The sequence below is a fragment of the Pseudonocardia sp. genome (assembly GCF_025465255.1).
GTDB lineage: Bacteria > Actinomycetota > Actinomycetes > Mycobacteriales > Pseudonocardiaceae > Pseudonocardia.
The window spans coordinates 1-21388 of sequence record NZ_JAODNI010000131.1; the positions used below are offsets into that span (position 1 = coordinate 1).

Annotated in this window: 23 protein-coding genes; 9 read left to right on the forward strand and 14 right to left on the reverse strand. The window is 73.8% G+C overall.

What is annotated here, in order from left to right; all coding sequences use genetic code 11:
• Positions 1-614 precede the first annotated feature (614 nt).
• The gene (locus tag JWP64_RS16060; RefSeq protein ID WP_297497367.1) at positions 615-776 is read left to right on the forward strand and encodes a hypothetical protein; all 162 of its coding nucleotides are present in this window, start codon (positions 615-617) and stop codon (positions 774-776) included.
• A gap of 115 nt (positions 777-891) precedes the next feature.
• Here the strand turns inward: JWP64_RS16060 and JWP64_RS16065 are convergent, their stop codons facing one another.
• Complete coding sequence (locus tag JWP64_RS16065) at positions 892-1425, reverse strand: nitroreductase family protein (RefSeq protein WP_297497370.1); 534 nt, start codon at positions 1423-1425, stop codon at positions 892-894.
• On the reverse strand, positions 1422-1754 hold the full coding sequence (locus JWP64_RS16070) for a DUF6092 family protein (RefSeq protein ID WP_297497373.1): 333 nt from the start codon (positions 1752-1754) through the stop codon (positions 1422-1424). The genes JWP64_RS16065 and JWP64_RS16070 overlap by 4 nt, the downstream gene beginning before the upstream one ends.
• A 236-nt stretch (positions 1755-1990) precedes the next feature.
• Here JWP64_RS16070 and JWP64_RS16075 point away from each other — a divergent pair, with 236 nt between their 5' ends.
• On the forward strand, positions 1991-2713 hold the full coding sequence (locus JWP64_RS16075) for a Clp protease N-terminal domain-containing protein (protein ID WP_297497376.1): 723 nt from the start codon (positions 1991-1993) through the stop codon (positions 2711-2713).
• A gap of 42 nt (positions 2714-2755) precedes the next feature.
• On the opposite strand, the gene JWP64_RS16080 is transcribed toward JWP64_RS16075, so the two are convergent.
• The 8 genes from JWP64_RS16080 to JWP64_RS16115 are packed head-to-tail and all read right to left on the reverse strand — an operon-like array spanning position 2756 to position 10742.
• Positions 2756-4171, reverse strand: a complete 1416-nt coding sequence (locus tag JWP64_RS16080) for an NADH-quinone oxidoreductase subunit N (protein WP_366890050.1) — start codon at positions 4169-4171, stop codon at positions 2756-2758.
• Positions 4168-5673 (reverse strand): NuoM family protein, encoded by a 1506-nt coding sequence (locus JWP64_RS16085; protein ID WP_297497379.1) that lies wholly within the window; start codon positions 5671-5673, stop codon positions 4168-4170. The genes JWP64_RS16080 and JWP64_RS16085 overlap by 4 nt, the downstream gene beginning before the upstream one ends.
• A 7-nt stretch (positions 5674-5680) precedes the next feature.
• Complete coding sequence (locus JWP64_RS16090; RefSeq protein WP_297497382.1) at positions 5681-7534, reverse strand: proton-conducting transporter membrane subunit; 1854 nt, start codon at positions 7532-7534, stop codon at positions 5681-5683.
• Positions 7535-7537: 3 nt separating this feature from the next.
• Positions 7538-7843 carry an NADH-quinone oxidoreductase subunit K gene (locus tag JWP64_RS16095; RefSeq protein WP_297497384.1) on the reverse strand — a complete coding sequence of 102 codons (306 nt, stop codon included), beginning with the start codon at positions 7841-7843 and terminating at the stop codon, positions 7538-7540.
• Positions 7840-8394 (reverse strand): NADH-quinone oxidoreductase subunit J, encoded by a 555-nt coding sequence (locus JWP64_RS16100; RefSeq protein ID WP_297497387.1) that lies wholly within the window; start codon positions 8392-8394, stop codon positions 7840-7842. The genes JWP64_RS16095 and JWP64_RS16100 overlap by 4 nt, the downstream gene beginning before the upstream one ends.
• Positions 8391-9341 (reverse strand): NADH-quinone oxidoreductase subunit H, encoded by a 951-nt coding sequence (locus JWP64_RS16105; RefSeq protein WP_297497390.1) that lies wholly within the window; start codon positions 9339-9341, stop codon positions 8391-8393. Before JWP64_RS16105 ends, JWP64_RS16100 begins: the two co-directional genes overlap by 4 nt.
• Positions 9334-10401, reverse strand: a complete 1068-nt coding sequence (locus JWP64_RS16110; protein ID WP_297497392.1) for a hypothetical protein — start codon at positions 10399-10401, stop codon at positions 9334-9336. The genes JWP64_RS16105 and JWP64_RS16110 overlap by 8 nt, the downstream gene beginning before the upstream one ends.
• Positions 10392-10742 carry an NADH-quinone oxidoreductase subunit A gene (locus JWP64_RS16115; protein ID WP_297497395.1) on the reverse strand — a complete coding sequence of 117 codons (351 nt, stop codon included), beginning with the start codon at positions 10740-10742 and terminating at the stop codon, positions 10392-10394. Before JWP64_RS16115 ends, JWP64_RS16110 begins: the two co-directional genes overlap by 10 nt.
• A gap of 212 nt (positions 10743-10954) precedes the next feature.
• On the opposite strand from JWP64_RS16115, the gene JWP64_RS16120 reads away from it, so the two are divergent.
• The 3 genes from JWP64_RS16120 (at position 10955) to JWP64_RS16130 (ending at position 14542) form a co-directional block, all read left to right on the forward strand.
• Entirely contained in the window at positions 10955-11236 is a 282-nt protein-coding gene (locus JWP64_RS16120; RefSeq protein WP_297497398.1) for a metal-sensitive transcriptional regulator, read from the forward strand.
• A gap of 64 nt (positions 11237-11300) precedes the next feature.
• Positions 11301-12257, forward strand: a complete 957-nt coding sequence (locus JWP64_RS16125; protein ID WP_297497401.1) for a hypothetical protein — start codon at positions 11301-11303, stop codon at positions 12255-12257.
• A complete protein-coding gene (locus JWP64_RS16130) occupies positions 12254-14542 on the forward strand; it encodes a heavy metal translocating P-type ATPase (RefSeq protein ID WP_297497404.1) in 2289 nt (762 codons plus the stop codon). Before JWP64_RS16125 ends, JWP64_RS16130 begins: the two co-directional genes overlap by 4 nt.
• Before the next feature lie 213 nt (positions 14543-14755).
• On the opposite strand, the gene JWP64_RS16135 is transcribed toward JWP64_RS16130, so the two are convergent.
• The gene (locus JWP64_RS16135) at positions 14756-15637 is read right to left on the reverse strand and encodes a metalloregulator ArsR/SmtB family transcription factor (protein WP_297497407.1); all 882 of its coding nucleotides are present in this window, start codon (positions 15635-15637) and stop codon (positions 14756-14758) included.
• 82 nt (positions 15638-15719) lie between these two features.
• On the opposite strand from JWP64_RS16135, the gene JWP64_RS16140 reads away from it, so the two are divergent.
• From JWP64_RS16140 to JWP64_RS16155, 4 genes are read left to right on the forward strand one after another with little or no spacing between them, the layout of a single operon-like run.
• Entirely contained in the window at positions 15720-17087 is a 1368-nt protein-coding gene (locus JWP64_RS16140) for an NAD(P)-binding domain-containing protein (RefSeq protein ID WP_297497410.1), read from the forward strand.
• A gap of 51 nt (positions 17088-17138) precedes the next feature.
• A complete protein-coding gene (locus JWP64_RS16145; protein ID WP_297497413.1) occupies positions 17139-17522 on the forward strand; it encodes a metalloregulator ArsR/SmtB family transcription factor in 384 nt (127 codons plus the stop codon).
• Positions 17519-18619: an ACR3 family arsenite efflux transporter gene (arsB, locus tag JWP64_RS16150; protein WP_297497417.1), complete on the forward strand. Its 1101-nt coding sequence runs from the start codon at positions 17519-17521 to the stop codon at positions 18617-18619. The genes JWP64_RS16145 and arsB overlap by 4 nt, the downstream gene beginning before the upstream one ends.
• The gene (locus JWP64_RS16155; RefSeq protein WP_297497420.1) at positions 18616-19029 is read left to right on the forward strand and encodes an arsenate reductase ArsC; all 414 of its coding nucleotides are present in this window, start codon (positions 18616-18618) and stop codon (positions 19027-19029) included. Before arsB ends, JWP64_RS16155 begins: the two co-directional genes overlap by 4 nt.
• A 39-nt stretch (positions 19030-19068) precedes the next feature.
• Here JWP64_RS16155 and JWP64_RS16160 read toward each other — a convergent pair whose 3' ends face one another.
• From JWP64_RS16160 to JWP64_RS16170, 3 genes are all read right to left on the reverse strand, one after another.
• On the reverse strand, positions 19069-19890 hold the full coding sequence (locus JWP64_RS16160) for an alpha/beta hydrolase (RefSeq protein WP_297497423.1): 822 nt from the start codon (positions 19888-19890) through the stop codon (positions 19069-19071).
• Between the two features lie 89 nt (positions 19891-19979).
• Positions 19980-20720, reverse strand: coding sequence for a hypothetical protein (locus JWP64_RS16165; RefSeq protein WP_297497426.1), 741 nt, complete (start codon positions 20718-20720; stop codon positions 19980-19982).
• A 166-nt stretch (positions 20721-20886) separates the two neighbouring features.
• A complete protein-coding gene (locus JWP64_RS16170; protein WP_297497429.1) occupies positions 20887-21105 on the reverse strand; it encodes an ANTAR domain-containing protein in 219 nt (72 codons plus the stop codon).
• Positions 21106-21388 lie beyond the last annotated feature (283 nt).

Below are 21388 nucleotides of genomic sequence, written 5' to 3' on the forward strand. Positions count from 1 at the left end.
ACGGCGCTCGCGGCGCGGGAGGTGACGGGGACGGCGGCGGTCGAGGTCATCGGAGGGCTCCGTTCACAGGGTGCGGCGTGTGTGGTCGCAATAGAGACCAGACGCACAGGCGGAACTCATCGGCGCGTGGGCCGCGACTCACCGGCCCGAGCCGGACAGCACGGGTCTTCCTGGGCCGGCTGACCGACGCGGGACGACCGGGTCGCCTCAACAGGGCGCCTGTCCGTCGTAGTTGTCCGGCGGGGAGTACCGGCAGGCGAGCACCACATTGCCCGAGAACCGCGTCGAGGGGGACGCCCCGCAGCCGACCCGCTCGGTGGTGCGCCACCACACCATCTGGGAGCAGTGGCCCACGGGTACCAGTTGTCGGTCCGGAGATCGACCGGCCCCGGGTTGGCGAGCGAGTCGTCCCACGTCAGTGCGGGCGTCCCGACCTCGGCGCGATACTGGTTGTGCACAGCGCCGCCCGTCCGCTGGACGATCCAGGCGGACCAGTCGGACCAGCGGATTCGGAGAGGACGCCGCGTGACGGACATGACTCGTCACGAGCGCCACGATGTGACGCTCGCCCGGACGACGGGCTCCGGCCGACCGGCGCGCCTAGGCTGCCGCTGGTGAACACGCCACCACATGCACCCGGCCTGACACGGACCTGCCCGTGGTGCGCCGAGGCCCGGGTCATCGCGTTCAGCGACGAGGGCCTCGTCCGCGCCCTCTCCCGGCACCTCGAGAGCTGCCCGGGTGCGACGACGGACGAACCACCGACGGCGACCTGACCGCCACGACGGCGTGGACCGTCGTCGGCGGGTCACGCGCCGAAGTGCACCTTGCTGATGACCCCGTGCACTCCGGCACCGTCGTGAGTGCAGGCGAGGGTGCGCGGGCGACCGCTCACTCCGCAGGGACCCAGGTCGTGAGGTCCTGCCAGCCCAGCGCACGCCGGGGGTTCAGCGCCGGAGGCTGGACCGCTTCCGGATGGCCGAGACAGACGATGAGCTCCGGGACCCATCCCGCGGGCAACGCCAGCACCACTCCCACCGCGGCGCGGCTGAACGAGCTCACCGGGCCGGCGCCCACACCGAGGGCGTGCGCGGCGAGCAGCATGGTCGCGGCGGCGGTGCCGACGTCGACGGACAGTCCCGGTGCGTCCGGCCGGAATCCGTAGGCCTCCGCCGAGGCCCGGTCGACGCAGATCGTCACCGCCGCCGTCGGGCGCTGGATCATCCCCGGCGACACCATGCGCAGCACCCGGAGCGTGCCGGGATCGACGGTCGCCACGAATCGCTGGAGGTGCCGGTTCCCGGCGGTGGGCGCCCAACGGCCGGCGTCGAGGACCGCCTCGACGGTGTCGCGTCCGACCGGCTCCTCCGTCATCGCCCGGACCACGCGACGGCTCCGGATGGCGGCCAGCACGGGATCGGTCACACCGGGCCCGTCGTCGCCGAGGCCGACGCGTACCGCGCGACGAGGAGCTCCGCGACGGAGCGGCACACCTCGTCCAGGCGAGCCACGTAGCCGTCGCGGTCGTCCCGAGGCACGGCCAACAACGGCATCCTCCGCAGCGGGCCGTCCACCAGCGCGCCCGTCCCGTCCGACGACCGGGAGTCGATCTTCTCGGCGAGCCGGTGTGCGGCCGTGAGCAGCCGCATCGGGCCGTACTCGGCGGCTTCGTCCACCTGGGTACGGGCGGCGGTGACAAGGTAGGCGAGCAGCTCCAGCGCGTCGTCCTCGTCGAGGACCCAGGCGGCCGACATGCGTCTCATCGTGGCCCCCGGCGCCCGCCACGCCAAGAACCGCTTTGCCAGGGACCCGGGGCAGGTCTCGCTGCCTCCGGTCACCGAACACAGGCCACTCACGCTCGCGCGGGTACGTCGCCGGATCAATAACGCTATTGAATGGAGCACAATCCATCGCGCCTCTTGCCGTCAACCTGGAGTTGACGAGGAAGGAATCGTCAACCTAGGGTTGACGTATGGTGGACCCAGTGCGCATGAGCAACCCCGTCCGGCTCGACGACCTGATCGAGGCGATCAAGAACGTCCACACCGACGCACTCGACCAACTCTCCGACGCCGTGCTCGCCGCCGACCACCTCGGCGACGTCGCCGATCACCTCATCGGGCACTTCGTCGACCAGGCCCGCCGCTCGGGAGCCTCGTGGACCGAGATCGGCAAGAGCATGGGCGTCACCAAGCAAGCGGCTCAGAAACGCTTCGTCCCGAAGGCCTCCGGGCCCGACGCCGTCGATCTCGACCCGGGCCAGGGGTTCAGCCGGTTCACCGAACGGGCGCGGAACGTCGTCATGGCCGCCCAGAACGAGGCACGCACCGCCGGCAACGACCGGATCAGCCCCGTACACCTGGTGCTGGGGCTGCTCGACGAGCCCGAGGCCCTCGCCGCACGAGCCGTCGTCGCGCAGAACGTCCCGCTCGACACCCTGCGGCAGGCCGTCACGGCCACCCTGCCTCCCGCGGCCGACCCGGTACCCGACCTCATCCCCTTCGACCCGCAGGCGAGAAAGGCGCTGGAGCTGACGTTCCGCGAAGCGCTCCGCATGGGACACAGCTACATCGGGACCGAGCACATCCTGCTCGCCCTGCTCGAACTCGAGGACGGCGCCGGCACGCTGGCCGGTGCCGGCCTCGACAAGGCGGCCGCCGAAGCCACCATCACCGCCGCCATCGCCGCACTCACCGCCCGCCACGAACAGTGACCGCGGCACCGCGCCGAGAGACCCCGGAACCCGCTCCGCCGGTCACGACGCGAGACCCCCGGTGACCAGCGGCAGCACCGCCCCGCCCCCGATCCCGAGCAGCACCGACACCGCGGCGGCGAGCACCGCGACCACCGTCGCCCGCGGGGCGACCGGCTGCTCGGCGCCGTCCCCGGCCTCGGCCCGGAAGGCGGGCGCGATCCAGCGCAGGTAGTAGAAGACGCTGGCCACCGTGTTCACGATCGCGACGACGGCCAGCCAGGCCATCCCGCCGTCGACGGCGGCGGTGAACAGGGTCAGCTTGCCGAGGAACACGGCGGTCGGTGGCGTCCCGACCAGCCCGAGCAGGCACACCACCAGTGCTCCGGCCAGCGGGGGGGACCGCCTCGCGAGGCCTCGGACGTCGTCCAGGGTGCGGGCCCGGGGCAGGGCGGCGACCACGGCGAAGGCGCCGAGGTTCGTCACCGCGTAGCCGGCGAGGTAGAACAGCAGGCCCGGGAGCGCCCCCGGTGCGCGGCCCGCCACCGCGACGGCCATGAGCAGGTAGCCGACCTGCGAGATCGTCGAGTACGCGAGCAGCCGCTGGACGGAGGTCTGGAAGAACGCGGCCAGATTGCCCAGGGTCATCGACGCCGCGGCCAGCACCGCGAGCAGCACGGGCCAGGCGACGACGTCAGCGGGCACGGCGACGTCGAGGAGCCGGTAGGCGCCGACGAGGGCACCGACCTTCGGGATCGTGGTGACGACGGCGGCGACGGGCGCGGGGGTTCCGTCCGTGACGTCGGGGACCCAGAACTGGGCCGGGACCGCTCCCGCCTTGAAGGCCAGTCCGGCCAGGACGGCGACCAGCCCGACGGCCGCGAGCGCGGCCGGCGCGGGGGCCAGCCCGTCGCGCAGGGCCGGGTAGGCGGTCGCCCGGCCCGCCCCGTAGAGCAGGGCGAAACCGGTGATCATCGCGACCCCGGAGAACGCGCCGGACAGGTAGTACTTCATCGCCGCCTCGGTCGCGCGCGCGTCCCCGGCCCAGCCCACGAGCGCGTAGAACGGGACGCTGGCCAGCAGGAACGCGGCGAAGAGCAGCAGCAGGTCGTTCGCTCCGGCCATGACGACCGCACCGAGGCCGCCGAGCTGGACGAGCACGGCGAACTCGGTCTCCCGGCGGTGTCCGGTGACCGCGTCCGCCGAGAGCCACAGCGCGAGCAGCACCGACACCAGAACGATCGCGCGGGTGGCCGTGGTCGCCGTGTCGACGGCGTAGGCGCCGCCGAACACGGTCTCGCCCTGCCGAGCGAACGCCGTGCCGACCAGCCCGCCCCCGGCGGCCGCCGTCGCGAGCCACCGGACCAGGCCCTGGCGCCTGCGCGGCAACCAGGATCCGAGCAGCAGGCCGGCGACCGCGCCGCCGAGCAGGAACAGCTCCGGGAGCAGCGCCAGCGGGTTCTCGTTCATGCCGGTCATCGCGCCACCAGCTCCACGAGGCCCCGCGCGGCGGGCTCGATCACGTCGAGCAGGAAGCGCGGCAGGATCCCGATCACCAGCGCGAGCGCGAGCAGCGGTGCGACCGCCAGCGCCTCGCTCACCCGGACATCCGGGAGAGGACGCGGCGCGCCGGGGGCGTCGGGTGTCCGCAGCGGACCGAGGAACAGCCGCTGCAGCGCCAGCAGGAACAGCGCCGCCGTGACGAGGATGCCGGTGACGGCCAGGGCGGTCGGGACCGGCGCCGCGCCGAGCGCCCCGGTGAAGACCTGGAACTCCGCGATGAACCCGGAGAACCCGGGCAGCCCGAGCGAGGCGAACGCGGCGACGGCGAACAGTGCGGCGAACCGCGGGGTGCGGGCGGCCAGGCCGGAGTACGCCCGCATGTCGTACGTCCCGCCGCGCTCGTGCAGCACCCCGGCCAGCAGGAACAGCGCGCCGGTGATCAGGCCGTGCGACACCATCTGCGTGACGGCGCCCGTCGTGGCGAGCGCGCGTGCCTGCACGTCGCTCCCGGCCACCAGACCCGCCGCGCCCACGCCGAGCACCACGTAGCCCATGTGGTTGATCGAGGTGTAGGCGATCATGCGTTTGACGTCGGTCTGGGCCAGGGCGACGAGCGCGCCGTACACCACCGAGACGACCCCGACGATCACGACCACCAGTGCGTACTGCCGCCAGCCGGCCGGCAGCAGCGGCATCGCGATCCGCACGAAACCGTAGGCGCCCATCTTCAGCAGGACCCCGGCGAGGATCGCCGAGCCGGTCGCGGGCGCCTCGGTGTGCGCGGGCGGCAGCCAGGTGTGGAAGGGCACCGTCGGGGTCTTCACCGCGAGGCCGACGCCGAGCGCCAGCAGGGTCAGGCCCGCGTAGAGACCGCCGCCCGCCAGCGGATTCGCGGCGGCCAGGGCCGGGATGTCGAACGTGTGCGGTACGGCGGCGAGGAACAGCGCGATGATGCCGAGCAGCAGCGCGAGCGAGCCGAGGAACGTGTAGAGGAAGAACTTCAGCGCCGCCGCCCGGGCCCGCTCGCCGTGCCCCCACCCGGCGATCACGAAGTACATCAGCACGATCGACAGGTCGAAGAAGAGGAAGAACAGGATGAGGTCGAGCGCCGCGAACAGCCCCGAGCTCACCGTCTGCAGGGCCAGGAACAGCACCACGTAGGACTTGACCCGGCGGGTCTCTCTCAGCGCGAACACGGCGCACGCGAGGAACAGCACGGCGGTGAGCGCGAGCAGCGGCAGGGACAGCCCGTCGACGCCGAGGTGGTAGGAGATCCCCGCGCTCGGGATCCAGGGCAGCCGCTCCTCGAACCCGTAACCCTGCCGGGGCAGCCGCAGCCACACCGCGACGACCAGGGCGAGGTCGACGACCCCGGCCGCGATCCACACGCCGACGAACAGCCGCGCCGAAAGCCGGGCCGGCAGGCACAGCAGCACCGCGCCCACCAGGGCCGGCCAGAAGACGATCAACGACAGCACGGCGGGGTCACCTCACGACGATCACGAGCAGGGCCAGCGCGGCCAGGGCGGCGACGCCGACCGAGAGCTGGGCGAGGTACTGGTGGAGCTGGCCGGTCTGGGGGCGGCGCGCCCACCTGCCCAGGGTGCGGGCTCCGTCCGCGACCGCACCCACGACGCCGTCGACGGCGGACTCGCCGCGCCGGTCCAGCAGTCCCGCGAGCCGGACGACGGCGCGGGCGGAGCCGTCGACGGCCCGGCCGAGCACGTCGTCGTCGAACCGGGCGAGGGCCGACGCCAGGGCCACGGTGGGCCGGGCGACCAGGGTGCGGGCGACACGCTCGAGACCGAGCCAGCTCGCGAGGAGCCCGGATCCCCGATAGACGCGGGCCGGCCCGGAAGGTTCCCGCCCGGCCCCCCGGCGCCGGGAGAGCACCGCCCACGTCGCTGCTGCGGCGACGACGGCGAGCACCGCCGAGACGGCGAGCTCGACGGCGCCGGGCCCCGGTCCGCCGACCAGCGCGCCGACCCCCGTCAGCGCCGCGGGCACGGCGAGCAGCACGAGGGGGGCGGCCATGAGCCCGGCGACCCGGCCGGCGGGCTCCTGCTCGTGCACCGGCTCCCCCGGCTCCGCGGGCTGCCACACGAACCACAGCGCCTTCATGCTGTACACCGCCGCCACGACCGCGCCGGCCAGCCCTACGACGTACAAGGCCACCGAGCGCTCCAGCACCGCCGCGAGCACGGCGTCCTTCCCGACCCACAGCGACAGCGGCGGGATTCCCGCCAGCGACAGCGCGCCGATCGTGAACGTCGCCCCGACCAGCGGGAACCGGCGGGCCGCGCCCCGCAGCCCGTCGAGCTGCCGGGTACCCAGCGCGACCAGCCACGCCCCGGCCGCGAGGAACAGCAGGCTCTTCGTGGCCGCGTGGGCGACGAGCTGCAGCGCCCCCTGCGGGACCCCGCCGACGCCGGCGGCGAGCACCATGTACCCGATCTGCGCGCAGGTCGACGCGGCCAGCAGCTGCTTCAGGTCGGACTGCGCGACGGCGACGAGCCCGAGCAGCACCGCCGTCGCGGCCCCGACCCAGGCGACCAGCGGCCCGGCCCACCCGGTTACGTCCAGCAACGGCGCGACCCGCAGCAGCAGGTAGGCGCCGGCCGCGACCATCGTCGCGGAGTGCAGCAGCGCGGAGACCGGGCTCGGCCCCCGCATCGCGCCGGAGAGCCAGAAGCTGAACGGCAGCTGCGCGGACTTGCCCAGCGCCGCCACGACGACCCCGGCAGCGGCCACGTGCACCCACGCTCCCCCGACGGCCGGCAGGTCGGCCAGGGCCAGGGTGCTCACGCCGCCCGCCAGCGCCGCGCCCGCCGCCAGGTAGAGGCCCAGGTCCGCGGCCCGTGTCGTGAGGAAGGCGGTCCGGGCCGCGCCGACGGCCGCAGGGTCCCGATAGTGGTACGCGATCAGCGCCCAGCTCGTTGCGCCCATGACCTCCCAGGCCATGAGCAGCGGCGCGACGGTGGTCCCGGTGACCGTCACCAGCATCGCCCCGGCGAAGACCAGGACCGTTCCGACGAACCGCGGGCGCCGCAGCTCCGGCTCCCCCGCCGCGAACACCAGGACCGCGAGCAGCACCACCGCCACCGTCACGACGAGCACCGCCGACAGCCCGTCGACCGCCAGACCCACCGGGATCCCGCTCAGCAGCGGAGCGCTCGCGGCCGGCCGCAGGACGGCGGCCGCGACGGCCAGGCCCAGCACGCCGGAACCGAGGAGGACGCCGGCGGGCGCGGCGAACCGGCCGGACCGCGCTCCGAACCCGGCGAGCACCAGCAGCGCGCCGCCCACGAGCGGGGCCCCGGTCAGCCACCACAGCAGCACGGCTCAGCCCTTCAGGTCCGCGGCGGCGTCGGTCATGTCGACCTGGCGGGCGCGGTAGATCGCGGTGGCGACGGCGAACCCGGCGGCCATCTCGATCGCCATCGCGGTGACCACGACGACGATCAGCACGGGGCCGTCGGTCCCGTCCGGGGCCAGGAAGAACCAGAGGGCGGCCGCCGCGAGGATGACCCCGTTGAGCATCAGCTCCAGCCCCATCATCAGCATCACGATCGACTGCTGGGACAGCGCGCCGTAGAGACCGATCGCGAACAGGCCGGCCGCGGCGAGCAGGAAAAGCTGCAGCGTCATCCCGGCCCACCTCCGGCGGGGTCGTCGGCGCGGCGGCGGTCGAGATCGTCGCCGAACCGGTCGTACCGGCCACGCGCGGTGGCCAGCACGACGGTGCCGACGATCGTGGCGAACAGGGTGACCCCGAGCGTCATCATCGTGAGCATCTGCCCGCCCATGAGCGCCTCGCCGAGCGCGAAGGTCTGGTCCGGTGCCGGCGCCCCGCGGCGGGTGGGCCAGTCCGTCAGGAGGATGCCGGCGGCCAGCACGGCGAAGGTGCCGACCGCGATCGCCATCGACCCGGACTTGTTGTGGTACATCGCCATCGGCATCAGCCCGGCCGGGTTCATCATGTACATGACCATGAACACGGCCATGATCACCATCTCGATGACCATCATCAGGACGATCACCACGCCGAGGTAGCCCAGGCCCAGGAGCATCACCAGCCCGGCCACGGCGAGGAAGGACGCGAGCAACGCGAAGGTCACCTGCGCCATCGAGTTCAGCCGGAACACGGCGAACCCCGCGACCACGGCGACGACCGCCAGGATCCAGAAGAGCACGGTCATCCGGCACCTCCCCGGTTGAGGACGAGCAGCGCGACGACGAGCGCCTGCACGATCGTCAGCGGCACCAGGACGATCCACGCGACCTCGGTGAACCGGTCCGCGCGGATCGTCGGGAACCGCCTGCGCACGAGCAGGACGAGCGCCAGGAGCACCGCCGTCTTCACCGCCACCCACAGCCAGGCGGGCAGCCACGGCCCGGCGCCGCCGCCGAGGAACAGCGGCACCGCCAGGGCCACCGCGACCACGAGCAGCAGCCGGCGGCCGCCGGCGAACACGAGCCGGTCGACGCCGGACAGCTCGGCGGCGGCACCGCCCGCCACGTCGCGGCCGACCGGGGCGTCGAACGGACCCCAGAAGGCCATGGCGGTGGCGGAGATCAGGTACACGACGAACGCCACCGGCATGATCACCACGAACCAGAGACCCCGCTGGGCGGCGACGATGTCGGTCGGCCGCAGGCTCTCCGCGCCGAGCGCGGCGGTGATGATCGCGAACATGTGCGGGAGCTCGTAGGCGAGGCCCTGGGCGACGAACCGGTAGCCGCCGACCAGCCCGAGCGCGCTGTTCGGGCCCCAGCCGACCATCCAGACGGCGGCCCAGGCCAGCACCTCCATGGCGTTGAACCAGACGACGCCGACGGACAGGTCGGCCACCGGCCGGAGCCCGAGCGGCAGCACCACCCCGGCCAGGACCGCGGCGACGGGGAGGACCGCGCCGCCGGCCCGCCACAGCACGGAGTCCGCGGCGACGGTGCGCCGCCGCTGCCCGACGAGCAGCCGCCCCGCCTCCCGCACCGGCAGGAGGACATCGGCCCGGGCCCCACGGGCGCGGGCCGTCAGGCTCGCGTCGGCCGCGACGACGGCCGCGGCCACCGCGACGAGCAGGAACGGCAGGACGACGACCCACCAGAGCGGCAGCGCGGCCGGCGCGGACATCGGCTCAGGCATGCCGTGCCCCCCGTTCTTCGGCCACGAGGTCGGTGTCCGGGTCCACGGCCGCGACGACCAGGCGCGCGGCCGCGAGCTCGGCTCCGACGACCGCGCGGGCCAGCGCGGCGAGGTCGGGCGGCCGCGACGGGCCGGGTTGCGCCGGCGGGGCCCCGTCGACCGCGGCGTCGAGGGCGGCGAGCCGGTCGGCCAGCCGGGCCGCGACGGCACGCTCGCCCGCCGGGATGCCGCGGACGAGCCACCGCAGCGTCCGCGACCGTCGGACCCGGGCGGTGAGCGCGTGCACCTGTCCGCGCACCGCGGCCGGTTCGGCGCCGGCGAGCAGGTCGTCCCGGAGCCTGCGGGCCCGGGCCGCCGGATCGGCCCAGCCTGCGACGCCGAGGAACCGCGCGAGGCCGTCGAGGTGCCTGGCGGCCGCGTGACGAGCGTCCTCGGCCGCCGGCACGTCACCCCGGGACGAGCCGCCACGTCCGGGGTCGAGGACCTCCGCCTCGGCCTCCTGGATCACGTCGCCCTGGAGCTCGACGCGCAGGACGAGCCCCGCCGGCCAGTCCGGCAGGACCGGCCCGAGGGCGACGTGCAGGCGGTCGAGCATCAGCCCGTCGCGGTCCTCGCCGAGGTCGGCCATGGGGAGCCCGCCGGGCATCTCCATGCCCCCGCCGTGCCCGCCGTGCTCGTCTCCGCCGTGTTCGGGCCCCCGGTGCTCCTGCTCCCTGGGCCCGGGTCCCCCGTACTCGGGCCTCGCGGCCGTCCACGAGGCGAGCTGGGAGGCCGCCGAGTCGAGCGTCCCGGACACGTCGGCCACGACCTCGACGACCACCCGCACCCGCGGCTCGGGCATCTGTTCCCACACCCGGCCGACGACCGCGGCCAGCGCCGGACCGGCCGGTCCCGCCACGAGGAGCACGTCGGCGTCCGCCGGGGAGACCGCGGCGGGCCAACCCCGCCGGCCGAGCTCGGCCTCCACCGCCAGCCGCGCCTCGGTGGCACCGGGCAGCGCGACCAGCAGGACGTGGGGCCGGGCGGCCGCGAGGCGGAGGAGCAGCCGTCTCAGGTCCATCGCAGCGCGCCCTCCCGCCAGGCGTAGACGACGCCGGCCAGCAGGATCCCGAGGAACAGGAACATCTCGATCACCGCCGAGGGCCCGATCCGCGACACGACCAGCGTCCAGGGGTACATGAAGATCATCTCCATGTCGAAGGCCAGGAAGACCATCGTCACCGGGTACCACCGGACGTGGAACCGCGAGAACGCGTGCTCGGTCGGCGCGAGACCGCCGCTGAACGGCACGATCTCGAGCGCGGGCGGCCGGACGGCGAGCACGCGCGCCGCACCGTAGAGCAGCAGGACGGCGGCGACGACGACGCCGAGCGCCGCGAGCACGGGCACGAACTCGTCCATCCGCATCCCTCTCGTTCGGTGATACCGAAACCCCGTGGGGGTATCGTGCCCGTCCTCGCACCCGCTGTCCACGCGCGTTCGGAAACCCAGCTCATCAGGGGAGATCAGGCTCCGCTCGCCCATCTCTGTCACCCGCAGACATCGACAACTGCTTGCGTACCGTACCCCCCTACCGTATCTTCGAAACTGTCGGGACGAGCCGGAGGAGCAGCATGAACGGGTACACGGAGGACAAGGCCGCCTACCTCAGGCGGATGCGCCGCATCGAGGGGCAGGTCCGCGGGATCACCAGGATGATCGAGGACGACAAGTACTGCATCGACGTCCTCACCCAGATCTCCGCGGTGAACAAGGCCCTCGAGGCGGTCGCCCTGGGGCTCCTCGACGAGCACCTCAAGCACTGTGTGACCGAGGCCGTCGCCGAGGGCGGCGACGTCGCCGACCGGAAGGTCGCCGAGGCGAGCGCCGCGATCGCCCGCCTCGTCAGGTCCTGACCTCCCGGGGATCGCCCCGCCGGGTCGACATCCACCAGCAGGCACCGAGCAAGGACCACGGAGCATGGACACTGCAGCGAAGCTCTCCGCCTACGGCGCGGCGCTCGTCCTCCTCACCCTGGGGGCGTATGCGACCGGATCCGCTGTCGGTCCCCTCTCCCCCGCCGCACCGGCCGGTCACGCGGGGATGCCCGGCGCCGAGGCCGCCGGACACGGGGACACCCACAGCGGCGCCGTCGCGGAGGCCGCGACCGACCAGCCCGCGGGGCTGGCGTCGAGCAGGGGCGGCTACACCCTCACGCCCACCGACCCGACGCCCGCCACGGGAACCCACGACTTCGCCTTCCGCATCACCGGGCCCGACGGCGCACCCGTCACCGCCTTCGACGAATCGCACACCGAGCGCCTGCACCTCATCATGGTGCGCCGCGACACGACCGCCTTCCAGCACGTGCACCCGAGCATGGGTCCCGACGGGACCTGGTCCGTCCCGCTCACCCTGCCCGCGGGCGGGTCGTACCGGGCGTTCGCCGACTTCGTGCCGACCGGAGGCGAGCCCACGACCCTCGGGGTCGACCTCGCCGTGGCGGGCGAGTACGTCCCCGTCACCCATCCCGTCTCGCGGACGGCGCTGGTCGACGGCTATGAGGTCCGGCTCGACGGCGAGCTCGGCCCCGGCCAGGCGTCCCCGCTGACCCTCACCGTGAACCGCGACGGCCGGCCGGTCACCGATTTGCAGCCCTACCTGGGCGCCTACGGCCACCTGGTCGCGTTGCGCGACGGCGACCTCGCCTACCTGCACGTGCATCCCGACGGGTCCCCCGGGGACGGCGCCACGCCGCCCGGGCCCCGGATCCGCTTCGTCGCCGAGGTGCCCTCGGCCGGCGGGTACCGGCTGTTCCTGGACTTCCAGCACGGCGGCGCGGTCCACACCGCCGAGTTCACCGTCCCCACCGTCCCCACCGGCCCCGGCGGCACCGAGGCCGCGGACGGTCACACCCACGAGGGAGGCGCGCGATGACCACCACGTCGGAGGCCCGCGCGAAGGACCTGGTTCGCGAGGTCGAGCTGTCCATCGGCGGCATGACCTGCGCGTCCTGCGCCAACCGCGTCGAGCGGAAGCTCAACAAGCTCGACGGCGTCGTCGCGACCGTCAACTACGCCACCGAGAAGGCCAGGGTCGACGCCCCCGCCGGGATCGACCCCGCGGACCTCCTCGCCGCCGTCGAGGCCGCCGGCTACACCGCCCGGCTCCCCCGCCCGGCCGACGGGAACGGCCCGGACGACGCGGGGGACCCGGAAGCCGGGCCGGACGACCCTCTGCGCACACGTCTGATCGTCTCCGCGGTCCTGTCGGTGCCGGTGATCGCGATGGCGATGACGCCCGCGCTGCAGTTCACCTACTGGCAGTGGATCTCGCTGGTCCTCGCCGCACCGGTGGTCGTCTGGGGCGCCCTGCCCTTCCACCGCGCGGCGTGGACGAACCTGCGGCACGGCGCGGCGACCATGGACACCCTCGTGTCGATGGGGACCCTGGCGGCGTTCGCGTGGTCGCTCTACGCCCTGCTGCTCGGCACGGCCGGCGTCCCGGGCATGACGCACCCCTTCGAGCTGACCGTCGCCCGGAGCGACGGCGCCGGGAACATCTACCTCGAGGTCGCCGCCGGCGTCACCACGTTCATCCTGGCCGGACGGTGGTTCGAGGCCCGGTCGAAGCGCCGGGCCGGCGCCGCGCTGCGGGCGCTGCTCGAGCTCGGGGCCAAGGACGTGGCGGTCCTGCGGACCCGTGACGGCGTCGACCACGAGGAACGGGTCCCGGTCGACCGGCTGGCCGTGGGCGACCGCTTCGTCGTCCGGCCCGGCGAGAAGATCGCCACCGACGGCGTCGTGGTCGACGGCAGCTCCGCGGTCGACGCCTCGATGCTCACCGGGGAGTCCGTCCCGGTCGAGGTGGGTGCCGGTGACACCGTCGTCGGAGGCACGGTCGACGTCGGCGGCCGGCTCACGGTACGAGCCATCCGCGTCGGCTCGGACACCCAGCTCGCCCGGATGGCGACGCTGGTCGAGGACGCGCAGACCGGCAAGGCGCAGGTCCAGCGCCTCGCCGACCGGATCTCGGGGATCTTCGTCCCGATCGTCATCGCGCTCGCACTGGTCACGCTCGGCTTCTGGCTCGGCACCGGGGCCGGCGCGGCGGCGGCCTTCACCGCCGCCGTGGCCGTGCTCATCGTCGCGTGCCCCTGCGCGCTCGGGCTGGCCACGCCCACCGCGCTGCTGGTCGGCACCGGGCGCGGTGCCCAGATGGGCGTGCTGATCAAGGGCCCGGAGGTGCTCGAGTCCACCCGCCGCGTCGACACCGTCGTCCTGGACAAGACCGGCACCGTCACCACCGGCCGGATGACGCTCCAGGAGGTCGTCACCGCCGACGGCGTCGACCGGGCCGAGGCCCTGCGCCTCGCCGGGGCGGTGGAGGCGGCGTCGGAGCACCCGATCGCCGCGGCCATCGCCCGCGGGGCCGTCGACGAGGTGGGCCGGCTGCCCGAGGTGGGCGATTTCAGGAACCTCGAGGGGCTCGGGGTCCAGGGCGTGGTCGAGGGGCACGCCGTGCTCGTCGGGCGGCCCTCCCTGCTCGACCGGTGGAGCCGGCGCCTGCCCGACCACCTCGCCGAGGCCGCCCGCGTCGCGACGGAGCAGGGCCGCACCGCGGTCGTCGTCGCCCGGGACGGCGAGGCGAAGGCCGTCCTCACGGTGGCCGACGCCGTGAAGGAGACCTCGGCCGAGGCCATAGCCCAGCTGCGCGGACTCGGACTGACCCCCGTCCTGCTCACCGGCGACAACCGCGCCGTCGCCGAGCGCGTCGCCCGGGAGGTGGGGATCGACGTCGGGCCGGCCACGGTCATCGCGGACGTCCTGCCCGCCGACAAGCTCGGCGTCGTCGAGGACCTGCAACGGCGCGGGAGGGTCGTGGCCATGATCGGCGACGGCGTCAACGACGCCGCAGCCCTGGCCCGGGCGGACCTCGGCATGGCGATGGGCACGGGGACCGACGTCGCCATCGAGGCCGCGGACATCACGCTCGTCCGGGGAGACCTGCGTGCCGCGGTCGACGCCATCCGGCTCGCGCGCCGAACCCTGCACACCATCAAGGGCAACCTGTTCTGGGCCTTCGCCTACAACGTCGCCGCGCTGCCCCTCGCCGCCGCGGGCCTGCTGAACCCCATGCTCGCCGGAGCGGCGATGGCGTTCAGCTCGGTGTTCGTGGTGGGCAACAGCCTGCGGCTACGCCGCTTCCGGAGCCGGGCCTAGTGAGACTCCTCGCGGGCACACCGCGGATTTCGGCGAGCTTCTTAGGCGTCGATATCACCACCCCCACCGGAGGCCGGCTCGCCGGCGGCGGCGCCCCGAGCGGCGTTCCTGGTGGACCTGGTGGACCCGGTGGGCCGCCGCCGAGCGGTTCGCCGCGCTGACGGAGCGCCGAGCCCGGCTACGGCGTCGGCAGCCGATGCCGGCCGGGGGCGCTCAGCTCGGATCGGCCGCGCGGCGGCGTTCGAGGAAGACGGTGTCCCGCCAGACCCCGTGGTGGCGTCCGATGCGTTCGCGGACGCCGAGGGTGCGGTAGCCGGCGGACTGGTGCAGCGCGATCGACGCCCGGTTCTCGGGGAAGATCGCGGTCTGCAGGGTCCAGAGCCCGCCCTCGTCCGCGGCGGTGACCTGCTTGTGCAGCAACGCCTTGCCGACGCCCCGGCCGCGGTGCCCCTCGCCGACATAGACCGAGGTCTCGGCGACGCCCACGTAGACCGGACGGGCGGACGTCGCGGTGAGGGCGGTCCACCCGGCCACCTCGCCGTCGACCTCGGCGACCCAGCGGTGGCCGGGCAGCCACCTGCGGTCGAGCTCGCGGCGGTCCGGGACGTCGGTCTCGAAGGTCGCGTCGCCGGTGGCGATGCCCTCGGCGTAGATCCGCCGCACCGCCGGCCAGTTCTCGGGCGCGAGGGCGCGGACGATGACGTCCGCGGGGACGTCCGCGGGGCAGCAGGGGCGCGGGCCGAGCATCCCCATGACGGCGTCGGCCGCGTGGGGAAGCCCCGTGCAACAAGCCGGGTTGACGGACACCAGGGTGGCGGTCCCGTCCTTGCGCAGCGTCACGAAGCCGACGTCGGCCAGTTTCCGCAGGTGGTGCGAGCAGGTGGACTGGCTGATCCCGAGCTCTGCGGTCAGCTCGCCCACGGTCGTCGCGCGCCCGGCGACGGCGACCGCGTGCAGGAGCCGTACGCGCGTGGGCTCGGCGAGGCAGGCGAACCACTCGGCGTAGGTCGCGGCGTCCCCGGGGCCAAGCTGGGCCGGTGGCGGGGCGGACACGTCGGTCAGCGGGATCGGGCGGGCGGACGGGCTCGCGCTCATGCGGCCGAGTATCGACCCGGACCGATGGTTGCGTCAATCGACCGCCGTCGATACAGTCCGCCGGAAGGATCGATCCGTATCGATGGAAACCCTGGTCGTGGAGGTTCTGATGGGGACGAGTGGACTTCCGGTCGTGGTCGTCGGTGCCGGACCCGTGGGTCTGGCGGCGGCGGCGCACCTGATCGGACGGGGACTGGACCCGCTGGTCCTCGAGGCCGGGGCGCGGGCCGGCGCACACGTGCGGGAGTGGCACGCGGTGCGGCTGTTCTCCCGGTGGGCCGAGGTGGTCGATCCGGCGGCGGAGAAGGTGCTCGCCCCGACCGGGTGGCGACACCCCGACCCGGACTCCTACCCGACCGGACAGGATTGGGCCGAGCGCTACCTGCAACCCCTCGCCGACGCGCTGGACGGTCGGGTTCGCTACGGCGCCCGGGTGGTCGGCGTGGCCCGCCGGGGCCGGGACCGCGTCGTCGACGCCGGGCGGGACACCGAGCCCCTGACGGTGCACGTCGAGACGGCGACGGGCGAGGAGCGGATCGCCGCCCGCGCCGTGGTCGACGCCTCCGGGACCTGGGCCTCGCCGAACCCGCTCGGCGCGGACGGGCTGCCCGCAATCGGGGAGAAGGCCGCGCGGGACCGCATCGCCTATCAGGTGCCCGACCTGGCCGAACCCGTCACACGTGCCCGGTACGCCGGGAAGCGTGTCGCCGTCGCCGGGAGCGGGCACTCGGCCCTGACCGCATTGGTCGCGTTCGCGGACCTGGCGCGGGAGGCGCCCGGGACGCACGTGGACTGGCTGGTGCGGCGGGGCCAGGTGGGCGACACGTTCGGGGGCGGGGACGCCGACCAGCTCCCGGCGCGCGGGGCACTCGGCACGCGGGCCGCAGCCGCCGTCGAGGCCGGACACATCAGCACGGTGACCGGCTTCCGCACGGCCGTCGTCGAGCCCGTCGGGGAACGGCTCGTGCTCGAGTCCCTGGACGGGCGCCGGCTCCGGCCCGTCGACGAGGTGGTCGTGCTGACCGGGTTCCGCCCGGACCTGTCCTGGCTCTCGGAGGTGCGCCTGGACCTGGACCCGACGTTGCAGGCCGCTCAGGAGCTCGCGCCGCTGATCGACCCGAACGTCCACTCGTGCGGCACGGTCCACCCGCACGGGGCGCGCGAGCTGGCGCAGCCGGAGCCGGGGGTGTTCCTGGTCGGGATGAAGAGCTACGGCCGGGCGCCGACCTTCCTGGCGATGACCGGCTACGAGCAGGTCCGCTCGATCGCCGCCGCGATCGACGGCGACCAGGAGGCCGCGGAGCGGGTCGAGCTGGTATTGCCCGAGACCGGCGTGTGCGGTGGCGCGGGGGTGTTCGACGACCCGGACTCGTCGGCCGAGGGCGGATGCTGCGGAGCGGCGGCCGAGCCGGTCGGGATCTCGCTCGGAAGCCGGCCTGCCGCACGCTGACACCCGCAGGACTCGCTTGCGCCCTGCATCGATGAGGGTCAACATAGACGTGTGTCGATTCCGCTGCCGCTGCTGATCTCCTCCGCGGCGACCCATCAGGCCCTCAGTGCCGACGAGGCCGTCGAACTGGCGGCGGCGTTCAAGGCCCTCGGCGACCCGGTCCGGCTGCGCCTGCTCTCGCTGATCGCCGCCCACGAAGGCGGCGAGGCGTGCGTGTGCGACCTGACCGGGGCGTTCGCGCTCTCCCAGCCGACGATCTCGCACCACCTCAAGGTGCTCCGCGACGCCGGCCTGGTCCGCAGCGAGCGACGGGCGACCTGGGTCTACTACCGGGTCCGGCCCGAGGCCATTGCCCTGCTCGCCACCGTGCTGGTCCCCGGCGACGCGCCGCTCCGCAGCACCTGCCCTCCCGACGGAAGTGACCTGCCCGCATGAGTGCCCTCCCCACGACCGGCGCCGACGCCCCGGTCGCGAAGCGCCTGTCCACCCTCGACCGCTTCCTGCCCGTCTGGATCATCGCCGCAATGGTCGTCGGGCTGCTCGCCGGGCGGCTGATCCCCGGACTCGGCAGCGCGCTGGACGCCATCGCCGTCGACGGCGTCTCGCTGCCGATCGCGCTGGGCCTGCTGATCATGATGTACCCGGTCCTGGCGAAGGTCCGCTACGACCGCCTCGGCACCGTCACGGGCGACCGCCGCCTGCTCATCAGCTCCCTCGTCCTGAACTGGGTGTTCGGCCCGCTGCTGATGTTCGCCCTGGCCTGGCTGCTGCTGCCGGACCTGCCCGAGTACCGCACCGGGCTGATCATCGTCGGTCTCGCCCGCTGCATCGCCATGGTCGTCATCTGGAACGACCTCGCCTGCGGCGACCGCGAGGCCGCCGCCGTGCTCGTCGCGATCAACTCGGTGTTCCAGGTGATCGCGTTCGCCGGGCTCGGCTGGTTCTACCTGTCCGTGCTTCCCGGCTGGCTCGGGCTGCCCCAGGCCGACCTGGACGTGTCCGCGTGGCAGATCGCGAAGTCCGTGCTGATCTTCCTCGGCATTCCGCTGGTCGCCGGCTACCTCACGCGCCGGTTCGGGGAGAAGGCCAAGGGCCGCACCTGGTACGAGGAGACGTTCGTCCCGCGCGTCGGGCCGTTCGCCCTCTACGGACTGCTCTTCACGATCGTCGTCCTGTTTGCGCTGCAGGGCGACGCCGTCACCTCCCGCCCCCTCGACGTCGCCCGCATCGCCCTCCCGCTGCTGGCCTACTTCGCGATCATGTGGTTCGGCTCGCTCGCCCTGGCCAGGGCGGTCGGCCTGGGCTACGAGCGGTCCGCGACGCTCGCGTTCACCGCCGCGGGCAACAACTTCGAGCTCGCCATCGCGGTCGCGATCGCGACGTTCGGTGTCACCTCCGGGCAGGCGCTCGCCGGGGTCGTCGGCCCGCTGATCGAGGTCCCTGTCCTCGTCGCGCTGGTCTACGTCTCCCTCGCCGCCCGGCGCCGCTGGACGTCACGCGCCGGTCGGCCCGATCTCGAGGAGCTCTCGTGAAGACCGTCCCCGACGTGCTGTTCGTCTGTGTGCACAACGCCGGCCGCTCCCAGATGGCCGCCGCTCTGCTCCATCACCACGCCCGGGGCGCGGTCACCGTCCGCTCCGCCGGCTCCGCACCCGCCGACACCGTCAATCCCGCGGTCCGCGAGGTCATGGCCGAGATCGGACTCGACCTGTCCCGGGAGTTCCCCAAGCCCCTGACCGACGACGCCGTCCGCGCCGCCGACGTCGTCATCACCATGGGCTGCGGCGACGCCTGCCCCGTCTACCCCGGCAAGCGCCACCTCGACTGGGACCTCACCGATCCCGCCGGCCGGACCGCGGCCGAGATCCGCCCGATCCGTGACGACCTCGAGACCCGTGTGAAGGCGCTCATCGCCGAGCTGGCCGGGCCCGCGAACGGATGATGCCCGCGGGCTCGGGCTCGCGCCAGGTCTCCCCCTGGGCTACGGGCCGACCAGCACCTTCTTCAGCACCTCGGCGAACTCCGCCGGCTGTCCGAGGAAGCCGCCGTGGTCGCCGGGGAACCCGACCGGCTCCGACCCCAGCCGCTCGGCCAGGACCGCCGACGTCCGGTAGGTGAGCAGGTGCCCGGACGCGGCGCCGATCCCGATCACGACCCGGCTCGACGAGGCCTTCAGCGCCTCGACGTCCGGCACGAACCGGGTCGTGCCGCGCAGCTCGTGGGTGAGGAACCGCTCGCCGTCGCGCAGGTCCTGCGCGGACGGCGGCGCCATCGGCTGGGCCGGCGCGCCCTGCTCGGCCGGGTCGTCGCCGGTGAAGCCGGCGTTGGCCATGAACTTCCCGAACGCGGCCCCGAGGCCCTGTGCGTGGCAGGTCGCGATGATGTCCTCGACCACGGCGCGCTGCTCGGCGGCCTCCGGGAGCAGCTCGGTGACGGGCGGCTCGTGCGCGACCAGCGTGCGCACCCGGTCCGGGTGGCGGGCGACCAGGGCGAGCCCGGTGACGGCGCCGCCGCTGCTGCCGAACACGTCCGCCGTGGAGGCGCCGAGGGCGCCGAGGATCGCGGCGACGTCGTCGGCCCGCAGCTCCGGCGTGGAGTCCTGCTCCGGATCGTCGAGGGTGCTGTTCGCGATCCCCCGCGGGTCCGTGGTGACGACCGTGTGGTCGGCGGCCATGGCCTCGGCCAGCGGCGCGAACTGGGCCGCCGACATCGGGGCACCGAGAACCAGCAGCAGCGGACCCGAGCCGCGGACCTCGTAGTGCAGGTGCGCGCCGGCGACATCGAGGGTGCGGGACGTGGGCATGGGGTCCTCCTGGGTGGATGCTTCGTGGGGAGGACCGCGATCCGGCCGAGAACTCATCGGTGGCGCGCAGCCGGGGCCGCTGGGACGACCTACGACCGCCTGGCCGCGCCGGTTTCCTCCAGCGCGTCGGCCAGGCGTCGGTCGTAGCAGGCGCCGAGCCCCTCGAGGGCCGCGGCCGCGTCGCCCGAGAACGCCGGGCCGTGCATGAGGGCCAGCGTCGAGGGCTCGAGAGCGGCCAGCCCGCGGATCGTCGGCCCGGTGCTCGGGGTGAGCGCCGTCGCGTGGAACCGGTCCTCGGCGACCATCGCCGGCTCGACGAGGTCCGAGGTCGACAGCGCGGGATGGTGCCCGACCGAGGTGAACAGGTCACCACAGAACAGCGTGCCGGTCCCCTCGTCGTGCAGCAGCCCCGACTCCCAGCCGTGCGGGACGTGCGAGGTGTCCACCCAGCGGACCACCCGGCCGCCCAGGTCGAGGGTCTCGCCGTCGGTGAGCATGCGCGGCGGGCGGTCGGCGAGGTCGGCGAGCGACACCATGACACCGAGCACGCCGTGCACCACCTCCGCCCGGGGTGCCACGGCGAGCCAGTCGTTCATCGATCCGCACTCGTCGGACTCGACGTGGCCGAAGCTGATCCAGCGCAACCGCTCCAGCGGCATCACCCGGGCGACGGCGTCACCGACCAATGGGAACAGCTGCCGGGCCCCGCAGTGGAACAGCAGCGGCTCCTCGGCCATCAGCAGGTACTGGTTGAAGACGAGGTCCACGGGTTCCACATAGGTGGACAGCCGGTAGGTGTCCGGGGCGATCTCGTCGACGACGGTGTCCATCGGCGCGGCACCTCCATGGCGGCCGTGCCGTGGGCGCGGCCTGAGCTGGCTCGGATCCCACACGGTCCTCGGCACCGGGGGGCTCCACAAGCCGCGAACGGCCCAACACCGGCCCGGCGCCGTGGTGGCCGGTCCCCCGCCGCCCGTGGAAGCGGACGAATGCCGGCTACCGGAAGTGCGCGTCCGAGGTGGCGGAACGACCGCTGACCGCCGTCACGATCTCGACGGCCACCTCACGGACCTTGACGTTGCGGTTCTGGGAGATCCCACGGAGCAGGTCGAACGCCTCGCCCGGTGAACACTTCTGCTGCGTCATGATCACCCCGAGGGCCTGGTCGATGACCGCTCGGGAGGCGAGCGCAGCCTGCGCCGCACGTGTCGTCACCGGCGCTCACCGGTACCGACAGCGACGACCGGACGCCGTGCGCAACAGCGGAGATGCTGTAGCCCGGCCAGTCCGTGTCCTCGGTGGGGTCGTCGATCAGGATCGTCCAGTTGCTGCAGCTCTGCCGCGGCCGCGGCGGGCACGTCTGGAGTGTGACCGGTCATCAGACCGCCCGTCCGGAGCCGTGACTCCTGTGGTCGAGAATCGAAGACGGCCCGTCACGAGGAACGGCGAGCTCGAAGTACCCCCGACCCGCCCAGCCTGACGGCTACCGCCGGGGCTG